The 18,082-nt window shown below is 69.3% G+C and carries 24 protein-coding genes; 21 read left to right on the top strand and 3 right to left on the bottom strand.

Annotated elements, in window-relative coordinates:
• Window positions 1–4: 4 nt before the first annotated feature.
• From rplV to ACFE76_RS01150, 18 genes are all read left to right on the top strand, one after another.
• Window positions 5–421 (top strand): 50S ribosomal protein L22, encoded by a 417-nt coding sequence (gene rplV, locus ACFE76_RS01235; protein ID WP_375429910.1) that lies wholly within the window; start codon window positions 5–7, stop codon window positions 419–421.
• Window positions 422–423: 2 nt separating this feature from the next.
• Window positions 424–1,278, top strand: coding sequence for a 30S ribosomal protein S3 (gene rpsC, locus ACFE76_RS01230; RefSeq protein ID WP_375429909.1), 855 nt, complete (start codon window positions 424–426; stop codon window positions 1,276–1,278).
• 2 nt (window positions 1,279–1,280) lie between these two features.
• A complete protein-coding gene (gene rplP / locus ACFE76_RS01225; RefSeq protein WP_375429908.1) occupies window positions 1,281–1,700 on the top strand; it encodes a 50S ribosomal protein L16 in 420 nt (139 codons plus the stop codon).
• Window positions 1,700–1,981: a 50S ribosomal protein L29 gene (gene rpmC, locus ACFE76_RS01220; RefSeq protein ID WP_375429907.1), complete on the top strand. Its 282-nt coding sequence runs from the start codon at window positions 1,700–1,702 to the stop codon at window positions 1,979–1,981. Before rplP ends, rpmC begins: the two co-directional genes overlap by 1 nt.
• A 1-nt stretch (window position 1,982) precedes the next feature.
• A complete protein-coding gene (gene rpsQ, locus ACFE76_RS01215) occupies window positions 1,983–2,303 on the top strand; it encodes a 30S ribosomal protein S17 (RefSeq protein WP_375429906.1) in 321 nt (106 codons plus the stop codon).
• Between the two features lie 136 nt (window positions 2,304–2,439).
• The gene (gene rplN, locus ACFE76_RS01210) at window positions 2,440–2,808 is read left to right on the top strand and encodes a 50S ribosomal protein L14 (RefSeq protein ID WP_375429905.1); all 369 of its coding nucleotides are present in this window, start codon (window positions 2,440–2,442) and stop codon (window positions 2,806–2,808) included.
• Between the two features lie 3 nt (window positions 2,809–2,811).
• Window positions 2,812–3,225: a 50S ribosomal protein L24 gene (rplX, locus tag ACFE76_RS01205; protein ID WP_375429904.1), complete on the top strand. Its 414-nt coding sequence runs from the start codon at window positions 2,812–2,814 to the stop codon at window positions 3,223–3,225.
• Entirely contained in the window at window positions 3,225–3,797 is a 573-nt protein-coding gene (rplE, locus tag ACFE76_RS01200) for a 50S ribosomal protein L5 (protein ID WP_375429903.1), read from the top strand. The genes rplX and rplE overlap by 1 nt, the downstream gene beginning before the upstream one ends.
• Before the next feature lie 10 nt (window positions 3,798–3,807).
• Complete coding sequence (locus ACFE76_RS01195) at window positions 3,808–3,993, top strand: type Z 30S ribosomal protein S14 (protein ID WP_375423609.1); 186 nt, start codon at window positions 3,808–3,810, stop codon at window positions 3,991–3,993.
• A 92-nt stretch (window positions 3,994–4,085) separates the two neighbouring features.
• The gene (rpsH, locus tag ACFE76_RS01190) at window positions 4,086–4,493 is read left to right on the top strand and encodes a 30S ribosomal protein S8 (RefSeq protein WP_375429902.1); all 408 of its coding nucleotides are present in this window, start codon (window positions 4,086–4,088) and stop codon (window positions 4,491–4,493) included.
• A 26-nt stretch (window positions 4,494–4,519) separates the two neighbouring features.
• Window positions 4,520–5,062, top strand: a complete 543-nt coding sequence (gene rplF, locus ACFE76_RS01185) for a 50S ribosomal protein L6 (protein WP_375429901.1) — start codon at window positions 4,520–4,522, stop codon at window positions 5,060–5,062.
• Window positions 5,062–5,445 (top strand): 50S ribosomal protein L18, encoded by a 384-nt coding sequence (rplR, locus tag ACFE76_RS01180; protein ID WP_375429900.1) that lies wholly within the window; start codon window positions 5,062–5,064, stop codon window positions 5,443–5,445. Before rplF ends, rplR begins: the two co-directional genes overlap by 1 nt.
• 27 nt (window positions 5,446–5,472) lie before the next feature.
• Window positions 5,473–6,081, top strand: coding sequence for a 30S ribosomal protein S5 (gene rpsE / locus ACFE76_RS01175; RefSeq protein WP_375429899.1), 609 nt, complete (start codon window positions 5,473–5,475; stop codon window positions 6,079–6,081).
• Window positions 6,078–6,260 (top strand): 50S ribosomal protein L30, encoded by a 183-nt coding sequence (gene rpmD, locus ACFE76_RS01170; protein ID WP_375429898.1) that lies wholly within the window; start codon window positions 6,078–6,080, stop codon window positions 6,258–6,260. Before rpsE ends, rpmD begins: the two co-directional genes overlap by 4 nt.
• A 1-nt stretch (window position 6,261) precedes the next feature.
• Window positions 6,262–6,702, top strand: a complete 441-nt coding sequence (rplO, locus tag ACFE76_RS01165; RefSeq protein ID WP_375429897.1) for a 50S ribosomal protein L15 — start codon at window positions 6,262–6,264, stop codon at window positions 6,700–6,702.
• Between the two features lie 184 nt (window positions 6,703–6,886).
• Window positions 6,887–8,671, top strand: a complete 1,785-nt coding sequence (locus ACFE76_RS01160; RefSeq protein WP_375429896.1) for a polysaccharide biosynthesis protein — start codon at window positions 6,887–6,889, stop codon at window positions 8,669–8,671.
• Between the two features lie 97 nt (window positions 8,672–8,768).
• Complete coding sequence (locus ACFE76_RS01155; RefSeq protein WP_375429895.1) at window positions 8,769–9,707, top strand: NAD-dependent epimerase/dehydratase family protein; 939 nt, start codon at window positions 8,769–8,771, stop codon at window positions 9,705–9,707.
• On the top strand, window positions 9,694–10,971 hold the full coding sequence (locus ACFE76_RS01150; RefSeq protein ID WP_375429894.1) for a nucleotide sugar dehydrogenase: 1,278 nt from the start codon (window positions 9,694–9,696) through the stop codon (window positions 10,969–10,971). The genes ACFE76_RS01155 and ACFE76_RS01150 overlap by 14 nt, the downstream gene beginning before the upstream one ends.
• An 18-nt stretch (window positions 10,972–10,989) precedes the next feature.
• Here the strand turns inward: ACFE76_RS01150 and ACFE76_RS01145 are convergent, their stop codons facing one another.
• On the bottom strand, window positions 10,990–12,255 hold the full coding sequence (locus ACFE76_RS01145) for a glycosyltransferase family 4 protein (protein WP_375429893.1): 1,266 nt from the start codon (window positions 12,253–12,255) through the stop codon (window positions 10,990–10,992).
• Between the two features lie 302 nt (window positions 12,256–12,557).
• Here ACFE76_RS01145 and ACFE76_RS01140 point away from each other — a divergent pair, with 302 nt between their 5' ends.
• Window positions 12,558–13,427: a hypothetical protein gene (locus ACFE76_RS01140; protein WP_375429892.1), complete on the top strand. Its 870-nt coding sequence runs from the start codon at window positions 12,558–12,560 to the stop codon at window positions 13,425–13,427.
• Complete coding sequence (locus tag ACFE76_RS01135) at window positions 13,424–14,398, top strand: NAD-dependent epimerase/dehydratase family protein (protein ID WP_375429891.1); 975 nt, start codon at window positions 13,424–13,426, stop codon at window positions 14,396–14,398. The genes ACFE76_RS01140 and ACFE76_RS01135 overlap by 4 nt, the downstream gene beginning before the upstream one ends.
• A gap of 193 nt (window positions 14,399–14,591) precedes the next feature.
• Here ACFE76_RS01135 and ACFE76_RS01130 read toward each other — a convergent pair whose 3' ends face one another.
• Window positions 14,592–15,551 carry a hypothetical protein gene (locus ACFE76_RS01130; protein ID WP_375429890.1) on the bottom strand — a complete coding sequence of 320 codons (960 nt, stop codon included), beginning with the start codon at window positions 15,549–15,551 and terminating at the stop codon, window positions 14,592–14,594.
• 116 nt (window positions 15,552–15,667) lie between these two features.
• On the bottom strand, window positions 15,668–16,729 hold the full coding sequence (locus ACFE76_RS01125; RefSeq protein ID WP_375429889.1) for an LCP family protein: 1,062 nt from the start codon (window positions 16,727–16,729) through the stop codon (window positions 15,668–15,670).
• 240 nt (window positions 16,730–16,969) lie between these two features.
• Here ACFE76_RS01125 and ACFE76_RS01120 point away from each other — a divergent pair, with 240 nt between their 5' ends.
• Window positions 16,970–17,974, top strand: coding sequence for a superoxide dismutase (locus ACFE76_RS01120; protein WP_375429888.1), 1,005 nt, complete (start codon window positions 16,970–16,972; stop codon window positions 17,972–17,974).
• Window positions 17,975–18,082: the final 108 nt, after the last annotated feature.

The raw sequence follows: 18,082 nt of genomic DNA, 5'->3' as shown, positions 1-18,082 counted from the left end.
GATCATGAGCAAGGACATCCGCCCGAACCGGCGCACGGCGCTGCTCGGCGACCGTCCAGGTTCGTACGCCGTGGCGCGCCAGGTCCGGGTCTCCCCGACCAAGGCACGCCGGGTCGTCGACCTGGTCCGGGGCATGAGCGTCGCTGACGCCCTGGTGACGCTGAAGTTTGCGCCGCAGGCCGCGAGCGACCCCGTGTACAAGGTCGTGGCGAGCGCGGTGGCCAACGCCGCGAACACCGACAACCTGCGCAGCGACGACCTCTACGTCTCCCAGGCGTTCGTGGACGAAGGCGTGACCATGCGCCGGATCCGTCCGCGCGCCAAGGGCAGCGCGAGCCGCATCCTCAAGCGGTCGAGCCACATCACCGTTGTTGTCGAGCCGCACCCGACCGATGCGGCCTCCGGCCGGAAGGAGGCCTGAGCATGGGCCAGAAGATCAACCCGTACGGCTTCCGCCTCGGTATCACCACCGACCACAAGAGCCGTTGGTACTCCGACAAGCTCTACTCCGCGTACGTGGGCGAGGACGTCAAGATCCGTCGCCTGCTGATCAAGACCCTCGAGCGGGCCGGCATCTCCAGTGTCGAGATCGAGCGCACCCGGGACCGGGTCCGCGTCGACATCTACACCGCACGTCCGGGCATCGTCATCGGCCGTAACGGCGCCGAGGCCGAGCGCGTCCGCAACGAGCTCGAGAAGCTGACCGGCAAGCAGGTCCAGCTGAACATCCTCGAGGTCAAGAACCCCGAGACCGACGCACAGCTGGTCGCCCAGGGCGTGGCCGAGCAGCTCGCCTCACGCGTGCAGTTCCGTCGCGCGATGCGCAAGGCCCAGCAGAGCGCCATGCGCTCGGGTGCGGCCAAGGGCATCCGGATCCAGTGCTCGGGTCGTCTCGGCGGCGCCGAGATGAGCCGGTCGGAGTTCTACCGCGAGGGTCAGGTGCCGCTGCACACGCTGCGCGCCGACATCGACTACGGCTTCTTCGAGGCCAAGACCACCTTCGGCCGGATCGGCGTGAAGGTCTGGATCTACAAGGGTGACGTGTCCGGGACCCGCGCCGAGCGCGCGGCTCAGAAGGCGGCCCGCAACGCCGCCGGTGGTCGGGCCCGTCCGGCTCGCACCGGTCGGCCCGAGCGTGGCGCCACCCGGCCCGAGCGCGGCGGTCGTCGTCGCGCCGAGGGTGCTGAGGCTCCCGCGGCGACCGAGGCCCCCGTGGCCGTGGCCGCTGGCGTGGACGCGCAGGCCGTCAACGCTCAGGCAACAGGACAGGAGGCCTAGTCATGCTGATCCCTCGCAGGGTGAAGTTCCGCAAGCAGCACCACCCCACCCGTCGTGGCGCAGCCAAGGGTGGCACCAAGCTCGCCTTCGGTGAGTTCGGCATCCAGGCCGTCGAGGCCTCGTACCTGACCAACCGTCAGATCGAGTCGGCCCGTATCGCCATGACCCGGCACATCAAGCGCGGCGGCAAGGTGTGGATCAACGTCTACCCCGACCGCCCGCTGACCAAAAAGCCCGCCGAGACCCGGATGGGTTCGGGCAAGGGATCGCCGGAGTGGTGGATCGCCAACATCAAGCCCGGACGCGTGTTGTTCGAGCTGTCCGGGGTGACCGAGGAAGTGGCTCGCGAGGCCATGCGCCTGGCCATCCACAAGCTGCCGATGAAGGCACGCTTCATCAAGCGCGAAGTGGGTGAGATCTGATGGCCAAGACAGCAACCGCTGCTGAGCTGCGCGGCCTGAGCCGCACCGAGCTCAACGCCAAGGTGACCGAGCTGAAAGAGGAGCTGTTCACGCTCCGCTTCCAGTCCGCCACCGGCCAGCTGGAGTCGCACGGTCGGCTGCGTGCGGTCCGCAAGGACATCGCGCGGATCTACACCGTGCTGACCGAGCGTGAGCTCGGCATCGTCGAAGACCCCGACCTGGTCGAGGCGAACGAGACCGAGGAAGCCGCGGTTACCGCGGTGCAGAGAGTGAAGGCCTGAGATGACAGAGCCCCAGATCAATGGGCAGAGCAACGAGACCACCGTGGTGGACGAGACGACGGCTTCGGCCGACCGTGGCGCCCGCAAGGTCCGCGAGGGCTACGTGGTGAGCGACAAGATGGACAAGACCGTCGTGGTGGCGGTCGAGGACCGGGTCAAGCACCGCCTCTACGGCAAGGTCCTGCGCCAGACCGCACGGCTGAAGGCGCACGACGAGGCCAACAGTGCTGGCCTGGGTGACCGGGTCCGGATCATGGAGACCCGACCGCTCAGCGCCACCAAGCGCTGGCGCCTGGTCGAGATCCTCGAGAAGGCCAAGTAAGCAGGTCCCGCGCCCTGAGCCCTCGTGGTTCAGGCCACCCGGAGCCCATCGACCGGCTTCGGAACGACATCGAGTTCCACCAGGCCCACCCAGCCGCTGCGCTGAGGGGAACCAGTGAGACAACCAGGAGAAGTAGATGATCCAGCAGGAGTCGCGACTCAAGGTCGCCGACAACACCGGAGCCAAGGAGATCTTGTGCATCCGGGTGCTCGGCGGTTCCAGTCGTCGTTACGCCGGCATCGGTGACGTCATCGTCGCCACTGTCAAGGACGCCATCCCGGGGGGGAACGTCAAGAAGGGCGAGGTCGTCAAGGCCGTCGTCGTGCGCACCGTCAAGGAGCGCCGTCGCGCCGACGGCTCGTACATCAAGTTCGACGAGAACGCTGCGGTGATCCTGAAGAGCGACGGCGAGCCCCGTGGAACCCGAATCTTCGGCCCGGTCGGCCGTGAGCTGCGCGAGAAGAAGTTCATGCGCATCATCTCTCTCGCTCCCGAGGTGATCTGAGTCATGAGTGTCAAGAAGACCAACAAGGGCGCCGTGCAGACCAAGCTGCACGTCGTGAAGGGTGACCGGGTCAAGGTCATCGCCGGCAAGGACAAGGGTCTGGTCGGTGAGGTCATCGCCGTCTTCCCCGAGCGTCAGAAGGTGACCATCGCGGGCGTGAACATCGTCAAGCGGCACCTGAAGGACACCTCGGCGCAACCGCAGGGCCGGGCCACCACCAAGGGCGGGATCGTCTCCTCCGAGGCGCCGATCCACGCTTCCAACGTCCAGCTGGTCGTCAAGAACGAAGCCGGCGACGAGGTCGTCACCCGGGTCGGCTACGACCGGGTCGCGGTGACGAAGCGTCGGTCCGACGGGTCGGAGTACCCCTCCACCCGTTCCGTCCGTATCGCCCGGGTCACCGGAGAGGAGATCTGATGAGCGCCACCGCTACCGAGCCCACCACGCTGCCGCGGCTCAAGCAGCGCTACCGCGACGAGATTCGCGCTGCCCTGCAGGAGGAGTTCCAGTTCGCCAACGTCATGCAGATCCCCGGTCTGTCCAAGATCGTGGTGAACATGGGTGTCGGCGAGGCCGCACGTGACTCCAAGCTGATCGACGGCGCCGTCCGCGACCTCACGACCATCACCGGTCAGAAGCCGCAGGTCACCAAGTCGCGCAAGTCCATCGCCCAGTTCAAGCTGCGCGAGGGTATGCCGATCGGTTGCCACGTGACCCTGCGTGGGGACCGGATGTGGGAGTTCGCCGACCGGCTGCTCTCCCTGGCCCTGCCCCGGATCCGTGACTTCCGCGGTCTGTCGCCGAAGCAGTTCGACGGCAACGGCAACTACACGTTCGGTCTCAACGAGCAGGTCATGTTCCACGAGATCGACCAGGACCGGATCGACCGCGTCCGCGGCATGGACATCACCTTCGTGACCACGGCCACGACCGACGACCAGGGCTGGGCGCTGCTGCGCAACCTCGGCTTCCCGTTCCGGCAGAACTAGAGAGGTATCGATGGCTAAGACAGCGCTCCGGGTCAAGCAGGCCCGCACGCCCAAGTTCGCGGTGCAGGGTTACACCCGGTGCCAGCGTTGTGGTCGCCCCCGCGCGGTGTTCCGCAAGTTCGGCCTGTGCCGGATCTGCGTCCGCGAGATGGCCCACCGCGGCGAGCTCCCGGGCATCACCAAGTCCTCCTGGTGACCCTGCTCCCCCGCGAGCACCGACGCACCCCGTTCCGAATGCGCTGAAGGTCCCGTCCGGGAAACCACGGCGAGAGAGAAGTACACCCAGCTATGACCATGACAGACCCGATCGCGGACATGCTGACCCGCCTCCGTAACGCCAACCAGGCGTTCCACGAGGTGACGGTCATGCCCCACAGCAAGATCAAGGTCGGCATCGCCGAGATCCTCGCCAGCGAGGGCTACATCGCGAGCTACGCGGTGAACGAGCCGAAGGAGGGCGAGGTCGGCAAGACCTTGGCCATCACCCTCAAGTACGGCCAGAACCGCGAGCGTTCGATCGCCGGCGTCCGGCGGATCTCCAAGCCGGGACTGCGCGTCTACGCGAAGTCGACCGGCCTGCCCAAGGTCCTCGGCGGCCTCGGCATCGCGATCATCTCAACATCATCGGGGCTGCTGACGGACCGTCAGGCGCACTCGACCGGCGTGGGTGGCGAAGTCGTCGCCTACGTCTGGTGAGCGACGAGATCTAGGAAGGAACACACATGTCACGCATTGGCAGGCTTCCTGTCCCGGTCCCGTCCGGCGTCGAGGTCACCCTCGAGGGCCAGTCGGTCTCGGTCACAGGCCCCAAGGGCTCCCTGGCGCTCCGCGTCGCTGAGCCGATCCGTATCGGGCGGGCCGACAACGGCGAGCTCGAGGTCACCCGGCCCGACGACGAGCGGCTCAGCCGTTCGCTGCACGGCCTGACCCGCACCCTGGTGGCCAACATGGTCACCGGCGTCACCGCGGGTTATGAGAAGAAGCTCGAGATCGTCGGCGTCGGCTACCGCGTGGTGGCCAAGAGCCCGACCGAGCTGGAGTTCGCGCTCGGCTACAGCCACCCGGTGCGGGTGAGTGCCCCGGAGGGCATCACCTTCACCGTCGAAGCCCCGACCCGCCTGGCGGTCATCGGGATCGACAAGCAGCAGGTCGGCGAGGTCGCTGCGAACATCCGCAAGCTGCGCAAGCCCGAGCCCTACAAGGGCAAGGGTGTCCGGTACGCGGGCGAGAAGGTCCGTCGCAAGGTTGGAAAGGCTGGTAAGTGATGGCTGTCTCGCTGTCTTCGCACAAGGGAACCGCGGCTCGTACGCGGTCGCGGCTGCGCCGCCAGATCCGGGCGCGGAAGAAGATCTTCGGCGCCCCGGAACGGCCGCGGCTGGTCGTCACCCGTTCGGCCAAGCACATGGTCGCCCAGGTGATCGACGACACCGCTGGTCGCACGCTGGCCTCGGCCTCCACCATGGAGCCCGACCTGCGCGCGGCTGCCGGTGACAAGTCGGCCAAGGCCAAGCAGGTCGGTGGCCTCGTCGCCGAGCGCGCCAAGGCCGTCGGCGTCGAGCAGGTCGTCTTCGACCGGGCCGGCAACAAGTACCACGGTCGAATCGCCGCACTGGCTGACGGTGCGCGCGAGGGTGGCCTCGGGTTCTGACATGACTGATACGGAAGAGGTAGTGCGATGAGTGGAACCCAGCGCCGCGGAGGCGGCGCAGGTGGGGGCGACCGTCGTGGTGGCGGTCGCGATGGCGGACGTGGCCAGGCGGCCGAGAAGAGCAACTACATCGAACGGGTCGTCGCGATCAACCGCGTCGCCAAGGTCGTGAAGGGTGGCCGGCGCTTCAGCTTCACCGCGCTGGTCGTCGTCGGCGACGGTGACGGCACGGTGGGCGTCGGCTACGGCAAGGCCAAGGAGGTGCCCGCGGCGATCGCCAAGGGCGTCGAGGAGGCGAAGAAGCACTTCTTCACCGTCCCGCGCATCCAGGGCACGATCTCGCACCCGGTGCAGGGTGAGAAGGCGGCCGGCGTGGTCATGCTGCGTCCGGCGTCCCCGGGTACCGGCGTCATCGCCGGTGGCTCGGCTCGCGCCGTGCTCGAGTGCGCCGGTGTGCACGACGTGCTCGCCAAGTCGCTGGGCTCAGCCAACGCGATCAACGTGGTGCACGCCACGGTGGCCGCGCTGCAGGGTCTCGAGATGCCCGAGGACGTGGCGAAGCGCCGCGGGAAGTCCGTCGAGGACGTCACCCCGGCCGCGCTGCTGCGGGCGCACCGAGCGGTGGCCCAGGCATGAGCCAGTTCAAGGTGAGCCAGATCCGGTCCGGGATCGGCGGCAAGCAGAACCAGCGGGACACGCTGCGCACGCTGGGGTTGAAGCGCGTCGGTGACGTGTCCGTCAAGGAGGACCGTCCCGAGGTCCGCGGAATGTTGAAGACGGTCGCCCACCTGGTGACCGTTGAGGAGGTCGACTGACATGGCACTCAAGGTCCATCACCTGAGGCCGGCGCCCGGCGCCAAGACCGCCAAGACCCGTGTGGGTCGCGGTGAAGGCTCCAAGGGCAAGACTGCTGGTCGCGGTACCAAGGGCTCCGGCGCCCGCCGCAACATCCCCGAGAACTTCGAGGGTGGCCAGATGCCCATGCACATGCGCATCCCGAAGCTGCGTGGCTTCAAGAACCCGTTCCGCGTCGAGGCCCAGATTGTCAACCTCGACCGGATCAGTGAGCTGTTCCCCGAGGGGGGCCAGATCGGCGTGGCCGACCTCGTCGCCGCCGGTGCGGTTCGTCCGGGTCACGCCGTCAAGGTCCTGGGAACGGGTGAGATCTCCGTCGCGGTGCAGGTCACCGCCGACGCGTTCTCCGCCTCGGCCAAGGAAAAGATCGCCGCCGCCGGTGGGAGCACGACCGAGCTCTGAGCTTGGTCACCACCCACGCGAGTCCAGCAGGGCCGCCCGAGATTCTCGGGCGGCCCTGCTGCGCGTGGGGGGTACAGATCGCTTGCTCGGTGGCAACGGCCGAAAAGCTGGACTAGTCTCGTCGTGCACTGAGCCGCGGGGGCAGCTCGTTATTCGCCTCGGGGGAGGCCGAAGGGTTCCCTCCATGCTCGAAGCAGACTGGCGCCGTCGAGTGGCGCGACTGCTGTGGGACTGCGCCAGCTGGGCGATGGCGGCGCTGCTGGTGGTCTACGCCCGCTACGAGTTCGCTCTCCAGCCGAGCCAGTACCTTTCCATCGCGGTCTACGTCGTCTTCGCCTGCGTCCTGCAGGCGGTCGTGGGGACCGCGATGATGCTCTACCGGGGCCGCTACCGGACGGCCAGCTTTGACGAGATCTTCGGGCTCGCGGTGACCGCCGGGCTCGTGAGTGCCGCACTCTTCTTCGGCACCATGCTCGGCCTGGGCAGCGGACCGTTCCCCCGGGCCACGCCGGTGCTCGTCCCGCCGATCGCCCTGCTGTTGATGGTGGGGGCACGGGGGGGCTACCGCGCGTTCGTCGACCGGCGGGCGCGGACCGCGCAGCAGTCGGAGCGGGTGCTGATCTACGGCGCCGGCCGCGCCGGCTACCAGCTGATGCGGCTGATCAACAGTGACCCGACGGCCGGCTACGAGGTCGTCGGCTTCGTCGACGACGCCCGGACCAAGCGCAACCTGCGGCTGATGGGGGTGCCGGTGCTGGGCACCGGGGACCGGCTGCTTGACATCGCGGCCGACCGCGACGCCACGACGGTGATCCTGGCCATCCCGCAGGCTGACGCCGAGACGGTCCGGCGCCTCTCCTCCGACGTCGAGGGCGCCGGGCTGCACTTCATGGTCCTACCGCCGCTGAGCGAGATGCTCGGCCGGCCGATCTCGCTCGCCGACGTACGCGAGGTCGACATCGCCGACATCCTGGGCCGGCACCAGGTCGAGACCGACCTCGCCCGCATCGCCGGCTATCTCACCGGCAAGCGCGTCCTGGTCACCGGGGCGGGTGGCTCCATCGGTGCCGAGCTGGCCCGCCAGGTGCACCGCTTCGGCCCGAGCGAGCTGATCCTGCTCGACCGGGACGAGTCCGGGCTGCACGGGGTCCAGCTGTCGATCTACGGTCAGGGTCTGCTCGACACCCCCGACATGGTGCTGGCCGACATCCGCGACGAGGACACGGTCACGCAGGTCTTCGCCCGGCACCGACCAGAGGTCGTCTTCCACGCCGCCGCGCTCAAGCACCTGCCGATGCTCGAGCAGTATCCCGACGAGGGCTGGAAGACCAACGTGCTCGGCACCCGCAACGTGCTCCGCGCCGCCCGCGCCTGCGGCTGTGAACGCTTCGTCAACGTCAGCACCGACAAGGCGGCCGACCCGACGAGCGTGCTGGGCCGCACCAAGCGGACCGCGGAGCAGCTGACGGCCTGGTACGCCCAGGGCACGCGCGGGACCTACCTGTCGGTGCGCTTCGGGAACGTGCTCGGCAGTCGGGGCTCGATGCTGCACACCTTCAACGCCCAGATCCGCGCCGGCGGCCCGGTGACCGTCACCCACCCCGAGATCACCCGCTACTTCATGACCATCCCCGAAGCCTGCGCCCTGGTCATCCAGGCCGGAGCCGTCGGCGGGCCGGGCGAGGTGCTCGTGCTCGACATGGGCGAGCCGGTCAGCATCCTCGAGGTGGCCAAGCGGATGATCGCGCAGTCGGGCCAGCGGATCGAGATCGTCTTCACCGGCCTACGGCACGGCGAGAAGATGCACGAGGTCCTGCTCAGCCAGACCGAGAGCGGGCGGCGTCGGAGTCACCCATTGATTACGCACGTGGCAGTCCCACCGCTGTCTCCCGCAGACCTCAAGGACGACAGGGCAGCGGCGACCCCGCTCTGGTTCCCGGCAAACCAGGCGCTGAGCGCCGCGCCATGACAGTGAACCTGGCCGCGCGACCCAGAGCTGGTCGGAGGTACCCGTCCTGCGCCGGCCGGCGGGCAACTCTGCCGGCCAACTCTTCGGAGCCCCACCTGTGAGCCGACTGCTGATCACCGGTGGCGCCGGTTTCATTGGCTCGCGGCTAGCCGCGCAGGCGGTCGAGCAAGGTCATGACGTGGTCGTGCTCGACGATCTGTCAACCGGTTACGAGGATAATCTCCATGGCCTCGACGTCCGCGTGGTCGAGGGGTCGCTGCTGGATGCCGACCTGCTAGGAAACGCGATGGGGGGAGTCGACGCGGTGGTGCACCTCGCGGCACTCGGTAGCGTTCCCCGGAGCATCAAGGATCCCCTCGCCAGCCACGCCGCCAACGCCACCGGCACCCTGCACCTGCTCGAAGCGGTGCGCAGAGGAAAAGCCCCTTACGTGGTGAGCGCTTCGTCGAGCTCGGTCTACGGCCTCAACGTCGAGCTGCCTAAACGTGAGCGATCCTGGGTGCGTCCGATGAGCCCCTACGCCGTGACCAAGCTGGCCGCCGAGCAGTACACGCTGGCCTACCAGCAGTCTTTCGGTCTGGACACCCTCGCCTTTCGGTTCTTCAACGTCTACGGCCCCGGACAACGGCCCGGTCATGTGTACGCCGCAGTGGTTCCGGTCTTCCTCGACCGGCTGCTGCGGGACCTGCCCGTACCGGTGCACGGTGATGGGGAGCAGTCCCGCGACTTCACCTTCGTCGACACCGTCACGTCGGTGCTGCTCGACGCGGTGTCCCGGCGGGTCGTCCACCCCGAACCGGTCAATCTCGCCTTCGGCACGAACACTTCGATCAACGAGCTGGTAGCGACGGTATCGACGATCCTCGGCCGACCCATTGCCCGTGAGCAGCTACCTGCCCGCCCCGGTGACGTGCGGCGATCACAAGCCGACAACGCCGTCCTGCGGAGCCTGTTCCCCGGAGCGGCGCCTACCCCCCTCGCACGCGGTCTCACCGAGACCCTCACCTGGATGAGGACGATGCATGTCCGAGGTTGACCTGGTCGTGATGGGGCAGGGCTACGTCGGCCTGCCGATGGCGCTCGCGGCCGCGCGTGCCGGCCTGGTAGTGGTGGGGATGGATACCGCTCCCGGCGTGGTCAGCGCTCTCGCTGGAGGCCGGTCGCACATCACCGATGTCTCCGACGCCGAGTTGCAAGCCGGTCTCGCGAGCGGCTACCGCCCGTCCGGTGACCCCACCTGTCTCGTCGGTGCCGGGGCGATTGTCGTCTGCGTACCCACGCCGTTGAGCAGCGACGGCGGCCCCGACCTCCGGGCAGTGCTTTCGGCAGCCACAACGATCGGTGAGCACGTAAGCCCGGGAACGCTCGTCGTGCTGGAGTCGACCACCTATCCCGGCACAACTGAGGAGCTGTTCGCCCCGCTGGTGCTCGGCGACCGGTACCGGCTGGGGGTCGACGTCCACATCGCGTTCTCGCCGGAGCGCATCGACCCGGGGAACCGTCATTACACCGTGCAGAACACTCCCAAGGTGGTGGGCGGCCTGACGCCGCAGTGCACGGTGCGGGCGCAGCAGTTCTACTCCCGCTTCCTCGACGAGGTCCTCCCCGCTCTCGGCGCCCGGGAGGCGGAAATGGCCAAGCTGCTGGAGAACACGTTTCGACACGTCAACATCGCCTTGGTGAACGAGATGGTGCGGTTCTGCGACGAGCTGGACATCGACCTGTGGAACGCGATCGAGTGCGCGGAGACCAAGCCCTTCGGTTTTATGGCCTTCCGGCCGGGTCCCGGCGTCGGCGGGCACTGCATCCCCGTCGACCCTTCCTATCTGAGCCACCGAGTCCGGGCCAGCCTCGGCTACTCCTTCCGGATGGTCGAGCTCGCCGAGGAGATCAACAAGGCTGCCCCGCTCTACGTCGCCAGTCGGGTTCGGGAGGCGCTTAACGAGCAGTCGGCCGCGGTCAAGGGGTCGCACGTCCTACTCGTTGGCGTCACCTACAAGCCCGACGTCGCGGACTGCCGTGAGACCCCAGCCACTCCGCTGGCCGAGCGGCTGCTCTCCTGGGGGGCCGATCTGAGCTACCACGACCCGCTGGTGCCGACCTGGCAGGTGGGACGCGGCGAGCGGTCCCGCCGGCTCACCGCTGTCGACGACGTCTACGCCGCGGCGGCGGAGGCCGACGTCACCGTCCTGCTCCAGACGCACCGCGCCTACGACCTTGGGCGGCTCTCCGACAGCGCTCAGCTGGTGTTCGACACGCGCGGGGTACTCAAGCCCGGCGGGCACGTCCTCCGGCTGTGAGCTCTGAGCAGATCGGGCTCAAGACCGAGGACGGTTGCGGGCGCCGGGGGTCCGCGTCGCAGCCGCCCGCTCGAGCAGCGCTTCGAGCTGCTGCACGCCCCGTTCGACCGAGAACGACTGCAGGTAGAACGCCCGGGCGCGCTCGCCCTTCTCGTGGAGCCCTTGCCGACCGAGACTGACGGCTGCCGAAATGGTGGCCGCAATGGCCGGGGCGTGGTGGGGCGGGACCACCCATCCTGCTCCGGAGGCGCGCACCACCTGGGCGACATCGCCGGTGGCGGCGGCGAGGATGGGCTTGCCCGCGGCGAGGGCGGCCTGGGTCTTGCTCGGCATGGTGATCGCGGACAGCGGGTGGTCGCGCAGGCTGACGTAGCTGAGGTCGGCGGACGCCATCAGGGCGGTCATCTGTTGCTGCGGTACGCGGCCGATCATGCGGACGTTTGCTCCGCCGGTGCGGCGAAGGATCTCGCGGAGCGATTCCTCGGTTGCCCCCGAGCCCGCCAGGACGGCCACGAAGCGTCGGTCCGGGACGAGGGCCGCTGCCTCCAGCAGGGTCTCCAGACCCTGGGCTTCCCCGATGGCGCCGGCGTAGAGCAGGACGACCTGATCACGCTCGAGGCCGAGCTGTGCCCGCATGTCCTCCGACGACGGTTGGAAGACCTCCTCGTCGGCCCACAGCGGTACGTAGTGCAGCTTGTGGCGCGGTACGCCCCTCGCCTGCAGTACCGGCCCCACGCCGGGTGAGATGTAGACGACAGCGGTGGAGGCGCGGTACAGCCCTCGGCACCACAGGCCCACCGCCCCGGTGACCAGCTTTCCCGCGGCGCCGCCAGCCAGGAACCCGCTGGCCAGCATGGTGTCCGGCCAGAGGTCGAGGACCTGGGTCACGCACGGCAGGCCCAGTCCGGCCCGCGCTGCCAGCAGGGGCAGTCCGACAGTCGCGGGCGAGCAGCCCACCCACAGCGCGTCGAGACCTCGGAGGGCATCCAACCCGGAGGCCGTCGCCGAGAAGGCGAACGACCCGTAGTTGAGGATGCGACGAACCGCAGACCGGTCGTGGCTCGGGTAGAGCGCCACCCGACGGACCCTGATCCCGTCGAGCTTCTCGTCCTGCCGCCGGCGTTGACGGTAACCGGCAGCGAGCCGACCAGTTGGGTAGTTGGGGAAGCCCGTCAACACCTGGACGTCATGTCCCCGCGCAGCGAGGCCGCGGGCGAGCACCCCGGGAAGTGCTGCCGGACCTGGCTCCGGGTCGTACCACTGGGTCAGCAGCCCGACACGCATGGCGGCCTCTCTCGATGGATCGCTCGTGACGGTTCCCGGGGCCGGCCACGCCGGGGTCCCGGCGCCTGGAGATTAGCGCATGTGACCTCCTGAACCACGACAGCGGCCGGTCCCCAGCGCCCAAACGCGAGGCGCGCCTGGTGCTAGATTCATGCTCGGCTACTGGGCTCTCGGGGGAGAGGGGTCGGTGGAGGGTGCTCTGGTCGGCCCTGGCGTCCTGGGTCGCGGCATCGGTCTCGCTCCTGTGGTGGGTGCCGCTGCTCCGGCAGCGCAGCGTTCTCGACCAGCCCAATCGACGGTCGATGCACAGTTCCGTCGCGGTCCGCGGGGCAGGGCTGGGTCCGGCGACGGGGATCCTGTTTGCCCTACCTATCGTCGTCGTCATAACCGGTGGTGCAGGACCGCTCGCGGGATTGATCCTGGCTCTGGCCCTGGCTTCGGCGCTCCTGGGTCTGCTCGAGGACCTGCGCGGGTTGCCCGTTGGAGGGCGGGCCGCGGGACAGCTCGTCCTCGGGGTGACCTTCGGCCTTGGCCTGTGTTCGCTGTTGGGCCGGTCGCCCTGGTGGACCCTCCTGGTCGCCGCGGCGGTGGTCGCCTACGTCAACGCCGCCAACTTCATGGACGGCATCGACGGAATCTCGGCCTTGCACGGGATCGTCGCCGGACTGCACTACATGGTAGTCGGGACCTACCTCGGACTCGGCTGGATCCAGGGCAGCGGGCTCGTGGTGGCGGCGGCCTTCCTCGCTTTCGCGCCCTGGAACCTCCACCACAGGGTCTTTCTCGGAGACGTCGGCAGCTACCTGCTCGGCGGTAGCGTCGTCGGCTGTGCGGCTGCGCTCTGGTTGGCCACCGGGGAGGGCTTCTTGGCCGCCGCTCCCACGCTGGTGTATCTGGCCGATACCGGCGTGACTCTGCTCGTGCGCCTGCGGCGGCGTGAGCCGTTGCTACAGGCGCACCGCTCGCACGTCTATCAACGGCTGGTCCTGAACGGTCTGACCCATCTGCAGGGCGCTCTGCTGGTGGCCACCCTGTCTGCCGTCTGCTGCGCCGCCGCCTTCTGGGCGGCGAGCGAACACCGTCTCGGCGCGCCGTTGGTGCTCGTCGGCGTCGTCCTGCTGGCCTACCAGCTCGCTCCCGCACGCCCCCTCGCCCGCAGCGTGCGCCGATGAGATGGGTGGTGGTGGGCGCGTCGGGCTTCGTCGGTTCGGCGGTATGCGGCCACCTCGTCGCGCTCGGCCAGGAGGTCGTAGCCGTTTCCGCGCCACGGCTTCGAGCAGACCCCGCCGCCGGAGTAGAAGAACTGGTCCAGGTCGCGGAGATGATGCCGGCCGACCGGCTCCGCGACCAGGTCGCGGGTGCGCAGGTCGTGGTACTGGCCGCCGGGTTGGCTACCCCTGACGCACCGTCGTCCGCGGAGCTGGTCGGCGCCAACGCGCTGCTTCCGCTCGTCCTGGCCCGTGCTTGCGAGGTAGCGGGTGTGCCACGACTGGTGCATCTCAGCTCCGCTGCGGTGCAGGGTCGGCGCGCTGTGCTGGACGAGAGCCCAGAGACGGCGCCGTTCTCGCCGTACTCCCGCTCGAAGGCCCTCGCCGAGGAGGCGCTTCGCCGACGGGATGTCGACCGGACCGAGGTGGTGGTCATTCGGGCGACCTCCGTGCAAGGGGTCGGACGGCCGAGGACGGCCTCGCTACAACGCCTGGCCGGCGGACGCCTTGCGTCGGTGGCCGGGCAGGGCGATGATCCCTCACCCCTGAGCTCGGTTGCCGGTCTCGCTCACTTTGTCTCCCAGGTCGGAGCCTGGCCGGGCCAGCTGCCGCCGGTCGTGTTGCAGCCCTGGGCCGGAATGACGACTGCCGACGTGCTACGGCTCGCCGGTGGCCGGGAACCCCGCCACCTGCCACGAAAGCTGTGTCGAGGCCTTCTAGCGGTGGGCTGGCTGCTCAGCCGTGCCGGCGGCGGGCGCCTGGAAGGGCCGTTGCGCCGGGTCGAGGCCATGTGGTTCGGCCAGGGGGTCGACCCGGCCTGGGCGCGCGTCGCAGGCGTTCAGGTTCGTGACGACCTCGCGGAGGTGCTTGCGCGCCAGCAGGAGGTGGTTCGCGCGGGCCACTCAGGGCTGCCGGGGCGGACCGGATCGCGCTAGGAGGGTGGTGTCAAACGCCGACCTACTGCGCGGCACCCGGGCACGCACCGGGCTGCGTTGCCGTCGCCGCGGAGAGAACACCGCTATCCGACTCCTCCGGCGCCTTGCCCAGCACGTACCTGGGCACCTGCTCGCTACGGCCGCCGCTCGACACCACCCTCCTAGCCCATGTGCCCCACCAGGGGCACATGGGCTAGGAGGTGACCTTGTCTGCCTGCCAGATCCAGGTGACGTCGCCGCGGATGGCGACGGCCGTGCGGCCGTCAGAACCGGCCGACGCTCGGCACTGCCCCGGTAAGCCCAACCCGGTACCGTCCTCGCCGAAGCGCTTGATGACGGCGCCTGCACAGCCGGGCCGGGTGCCAACGGCGACGAAGACGCTGTCGTCGGCGTTGAGGCTGACTACCCGGGTGCGGGTGGCCACGGTGCGCCACGACCGCCCCTCCGCGTCGGTGCGGATGCGCCCGTCGGCGCAGAGCACGGCGGCGTCGTAGGTGCCCAGGCCGGCGAGCGAGACCAGGCCGTCTCCGCACGGCCGGCTGAGGAGCCCGCTCGGTGCGTGCACCACGTCGACGTTCTTGGGGGTGCGGTACCAGATGTCGGCGGCCCGGCTGCGGTCGCGCTGCCACGGCTCGCCGGGTCCGGTCGTCCAGGCGAAGGTGGGCCGGCAGCGGGAGTCGGCGCCGATGGCGAAGACCGACTGGTCGTGGTAGGTCTTCAGCCGGACGATCGAGCCGATCCCGGGTCGGGTACGGGACCAGCTCTTGCCGCCGTTGGTCGTGACCTCAACGGGCGAGCTCGAGCCGCAGTCGGTCCGCTCGGCTCGCCAGGCGACCTGCGCGCTGCTCGCCGCGAGCACCCGGTCAAGGTCCGCGGCCGGCTGCTCAGGCTTCGGGCTAGGTGACGGCGTGGGCGATGAGGAGGGCGAGGGGCTGGGTGATGCCGAGGGTCGAGCCGTCGGGCCCGTGCTGGTGGAGGTCTCGGCCGAGGCCGAACGAGACGGCGTGCTCAGCGAGGTGAGGTCGGGAGCCGGGACTGCGGACGTTGCCGGGCTCGGGACCCGCAGCGCCAGGGCGCCGATCAGGACCACATTGAGCACGACGAGTCCCCCGACTGCGAGCTTCGGCCCGGATCTCCGGAGGAGGTCGGGCATGCCCGGAGCATAGCCGCGTTACCGCATGACAACCCGCAGCGAAGATGTGAGCCAGAGCTGAGTAGCAGGCGCGCTTCCACTGCTGGGGCTTCGGCAGGGCCTTCGTTGCGTGGACGTTACTTCTCTGGGTGCTCGCGCTCGTACGCCGGCAGGTCGTCGTTGCGCAGCGCGCTCGCCAGCTCTTTCAGCTGCGCGGTGTCGACGACGTCGATGCTCTGACCCGAGGGCGACCGGCCGAAGCCCTTGATGGGCGCCTGCAGCGAGGAGATGTCGTCGGGGGAGAAGCGCACCGACAGCGCCGTCTTCCGCAGCTCGGCGACGCTGAGCCCGTCGTCGACGGTGACCTGGGAGGCCAGGCCGCCGGCGAAGCGGTTGAAGGCTCGCGGGTTGAGCAGCGTCTGACGGCTCAGCCCCTTCGCCAGCACCGCGCGCGCGACCAGCCGCTGGCGCTCGGCCCGGTCCAGGTCACCGTGTGGCAGCTGCTTGCGCTCCCGGACGTAGGCCAACGCCGCGTCGCCCCTGATGGTGATCCGACCCGTCGGAAAGGAGAACCCCTGCGACACCGAGGCGTAGGGGTTGTCGACGGTCACGCCGCCGAGCTCCTCGGTGAGGTTGACGAAGCCGCTGAAGTCGATCAGCGCGACGTGGTCCATCCGCGTGCCGAGCAGGCCTTCGAGCGTACGGACGGTCAGCGGGGCGCCGCCGTAGGCGAAGGCGGCGTTGATCTTGTTCTTGCCGTGCCCGGGGATGGAGACGTACAGGTCGCGGGGGAACGAGATCAGGGCGGCGCTCTTCCGGTCCCCGCTGAGGTGCAGCACCATCAGCACGTCGCTGCGTCCCTGGCTCGCGTCGCCCGTCAGGCTGTCGGACCCCATCAAGACGTAGTCGATGGCGTTGGTGGCCGCGGGAGCCTTGGTCGGCCGCGGTGGCTGGCCGGGCTCGGTGGGAGTCTCCGGCGGCAGCTCCTGGCCCCGCTGCAGGTTCTGCGAGACGGAACGGCTGACGGTCGCGACGTAGCCGGTGCCGGCCACGACGGCGACGACGGTCAGCGCGACCAGAGCGGCGAGCACCGCCAGCACGACCCGGGTGCTGCGACGGCGACGGCGGCGCGGCGGAACCGGCGCCCTACCGGAGGGGTCAGTGGGAGAGGACTCGCCCTCGGGGAAGAACACGGACATGGGCCACCTCCGGGGGACGTCGCGCTCGTGGCCCTCCCCCGAGGACTGGCGGCTTGCGCCGGACCATGCGGAGCCAGCATGACAGGTCGGGAGGCCGGCGCCCACCCATCGGCACCGAACCAGACGTGGATGGGGTTCGTACACTCCCTCAGAACCGCACTCGCGGCCCACACCTGCTGCGGTGTCGTTCGACGGTCGACTGCGACCCGACGGCCCCGCACCGAGAACAGGAGAGCACCGATGACGATGCCCACACCGACCCCGCTACGCTCGCGGTCCTTCCGGACCGGACTCCGGGTCGCCACCGTGGCGCTGACCAGCGCGGCGCTGGCGCTGACCCTCGCCGGGACGACGTCCGCTCCCGCCGGGGCCTCGCCGCGGCACGGCGGCCACCACGCCCTCCCCAGCCGGATCGCGCTGCCGGCCGGCTTCCAGCCCGAGGGGATCACGATCGGCCGGCACGGCACGGCCTATCTCGGCTCGCGCGCTGACGGCGACATCTACGCCGTCAACCTGAAGAACGGACGCGGCCGGACCATCAGCCAGGGTCCAGGCACGGCCTCGGTCGGCCTGAAGGTCGCTCGTGACCGGCTCTACGTGGCCGGCGGTGCAGCCGGTACCGGTCGGGTCGTCAGCACCAAGACGGGCAAGACGCTCGCCAGCTATCCCTTCACCAGCGAGCCCAGCTTCGTCAACGACGTCGTGCTGGGCAAGCGGGCCGCCTACTTCACCGACTCCGCGCAGCCGCAGCTCTACCGGGTCACGTACGCCAAGAAGGCCGCGAAAGCCAGGGTGACCACGGTGCCGCTGACCGGTGATTGGGTGCAGACGCCGGAGGTCAACAACGCCAACGGCATCGCGCTCAGCCCGGACCGGAAGTCGCTGCTGGTCGTGCAGTCGAACACCGGCTACCTCTTCAGGGTCAACCCCAAGACCGGGGTGGCCCGCCGCGTCGACCTCGGCGCGACCCTGCTGACCAACGGCGACGGGCTGCTCGTCAAGGGCCGCACCCTGTACGCGGTCCAGAACCGGGACAACCAGATCGCCGTCGTGCACCTCAACGCCCCCGGCACCCGGGGGCGGCTGGTGAAGACCCTGACCAGCAAGGACCTGCCGGCTGGCGCGACCTTCGACGTGCCGACCACGGTGGCGGCCTACCGGGGGAGCCTGTACCTGCCGAACGCCCGCTTCGGGGTCGACGACGCGGACACGGCTGACTACTGGATCACCCGCGTGCCCCGCTGACCCAGGCTCACTGCCCACGCATGCGCGGGGCCGGACGATGAGGGGTTCTGCGCAATCCCTTGATAATCTCGTCCGGTCCTGCGCGTACGGTCGACCCAGACGCTCCGC

Origin of the sequence: uncultured Friedmanniella sp., from assembly GCF_964244005.1 — a bacterium.
Taxonomy (GTDB): Bacteria; Actinomycetota; Actinomycetes; order Propionibacteriales; family Propionibacteriaceae; genus Microlunatus.
The sequence above is the reverse complement of the archived record's forward strand: the minus strand, read 5'-3'. Positions and strand labels throughout refer to the sequence as shown.